2 protein-coding genes are annotated in these 2,096 nt (G+C 44.7%); both read left to right on the top strand.

Annotation, left to right across the window (positions count from 1 at the left end; translation table 11 throughout):
- Positions 1 to 102: 102 nt before the first annotated feature.
- Positions 103 to 699, top strand: coding sequence for a DUF3575 domain-containing protein (locus D0T60_RS18465; RefSeq protein ID WP_239059614.1), 597 nt, complete (start codon positions 103 to 105; stop codon positions 697 to 699).
- 86 nt (positions 700 to 785) lie between these two features.
- A partial coding sequence (locus D0T60_RS18460; RefSeq protein WP_163219954.1) for a hypothetical protein occupies positions 786 to 2,096 on the top strand: 1,311 nt, incomplete at its 3' end.

The following is a 2,096-nucleotide window of genomic DNA, read 5'->3' as shown; positions in this document are numbered from 1 at the left end:
AATGCTTTCTTCTTTTGTTTTTTGTGTCCATCTCTTTCCCAGAGACGGACATTGATATTTCTCACTGAAGCCAAATCCTATTTTAATAGATATTTAGAAAATATGAAACTATCTGTATTGCTGTTCTTTGCGAGCTTTTTTAGCCTGTTTTCCTATAGCCAGGTTATGACTCGTTACGACGTTCCTCATGCATATAGCACTGCTATTCCTCGTTGGGGATTTAAGAACAATACTCTGCTTGATGCTACTTTAAGCTTAAATGTAGGTGTTGAATACCGCATCTCCAAACGTTACAGCGTAAACTTAGATGTTAGCTATAACCCCTGGAACTTCGACGAGAAGAAGTTTAAGCACATCCTTGTTCAGCCCGAGTTTCGTATCTGGCTTTGCGAGCCTTTCTACGGTCACTTCTGGGGTTTCCATCCTACTTGGTCTCAATTTAATGTGGGCGGTTTGCGCCTTGGTGCTTTGAAAGAACACCGCTACGAAGGTCAACTTTACGGTGGCGGCTTTAGCTACGGTTATCAATGGTACCTTTCTCCCCGTTGGAATATAGAAGCCTCTATCGGTTTGGGGTACCTGTATATTGATTACGACCGTTACATCTTTGGCGAATGTGGCGACTTTGAAAAAACAAAGAACAAGCATTATATCGGCCCTACGCGTGCTACGGTGAGTTTTGTATATATCCTAAAATAAAAAAGCCTCTCCCCGGCCCTCTCCCAAGGAGAGGGGGAGGGGAGATACATCGAAATCTTATTTTACAACATATAATTCCGTATTTCATGAAAACAATATATACTTTTATTAGTCAATCATTCTCCCATCTCCCTCTCCTGGGGAGAGGCTGTCTTTTCTTTCTTTTCTCCCTCTCCTTGGGAGAGGGTTGGGGAGAGGCTCTTGCTCAGGATTACAAAGGCCTTGTTTTTGTAGAAGGTCGTGAGTTCCGCGAAGTTGGCGATAGCCTTTACGTAAGCTTCGATATTCGTGTCGACTCCAAAGCTTCTCCCAATTGTGGTTCGGTGATTTTCGAGCCTCAGATTAGTGTAGATGGTGGCGGTCCTCAACTTTCGCTTCCCTATATTCAGCTAACCGGTCGTGCTCGTGTCAACCTGAATCGCCGTTGGTTTGCTATAACCAGCGATGAGTGGTTATCACATTATGAAGCTCCTCGTTTTCAGATCAATACAAACGAACAAACCAATGAAATGTTCACCTATTCTATCCGTGTTCCTTACGAAGAGTGGATGGATAACAGTCGCTTTTCTCTGAAACAAGAGATCACCGGTTGTCGTGGCGAAAGTCGTCTGTACGTTTACAGTTTGGCTAATCGGGTGGAACTTTCTCCTCGTATTCCTTACGAAGTGAATCCGTTGGTTGCAATGGTTGAACCCGATGCAGAAATCAAAACCCGTAACCGCCAAGGTAGTGCCTTCCTCGATTTCCAGGTAGGCCGTTCGGTAATTCTTCCCGAGTTCCGTCGTAACCCGGTGGAGCTAACCAAGATCAATGATGCTGTTTCGGGTATTGCCGACGATCCCGATATTCAAATGACCGGCATGATCGTTGAAGGTTTCGCTTCTCCCGAAGGCAGCTATAAATCTAATGATAAGCTTTCTTACAATCGTGCTTTAGCTTTGAAAGAATATATCCGTACACGTTATGCTTTCCCCGATGCCCTTTTCACCGTTAAGAATACTGCTGAAGACTGGAATGGTCTGAAAATTCTGGTGGAAGAAAGCAGCTTGGAACCCAAAGCCGATCTGTTGGCTATCATCACAAACGACGAAGCTCCCGATGCTCGCGAACTCCGCCTGAAACGTGTAAACAAAGGTATTCCTTACCGAAAGATGCTAACCGAACTTTACCCCGACTTGCGTCGCGTAGAATATCGTGTAGATTACTCCGTAAGAAACTACACCCTTACCGAAGCCAAAGAAGTAATCAAACGCTCTCCCGAACACCTCTCTCAGTTAGAGATGTATAAGGTAGCCGAGGATTACGGAGTGGACAGCAAAGAATACCGCGATATAATCATGGAATTAATTCCTCGTTATTATCCTAACGACCCTGTGGCTAACAGCAATGCTGCCGCC

The sequence above is a fragment of the Bacteroides sp. 224 genome (genome assembly GCF_010500995.1).
GTDB lineage: Bacteria > Bacteroidota > Bacteroidia > Bacteroidales > Bacteroidaceae > Bacteroides.
Note: the sequence above shows the minus strand (reverse complement) of the source record. Positions and strands in the feature narration are given on the sequence as shown.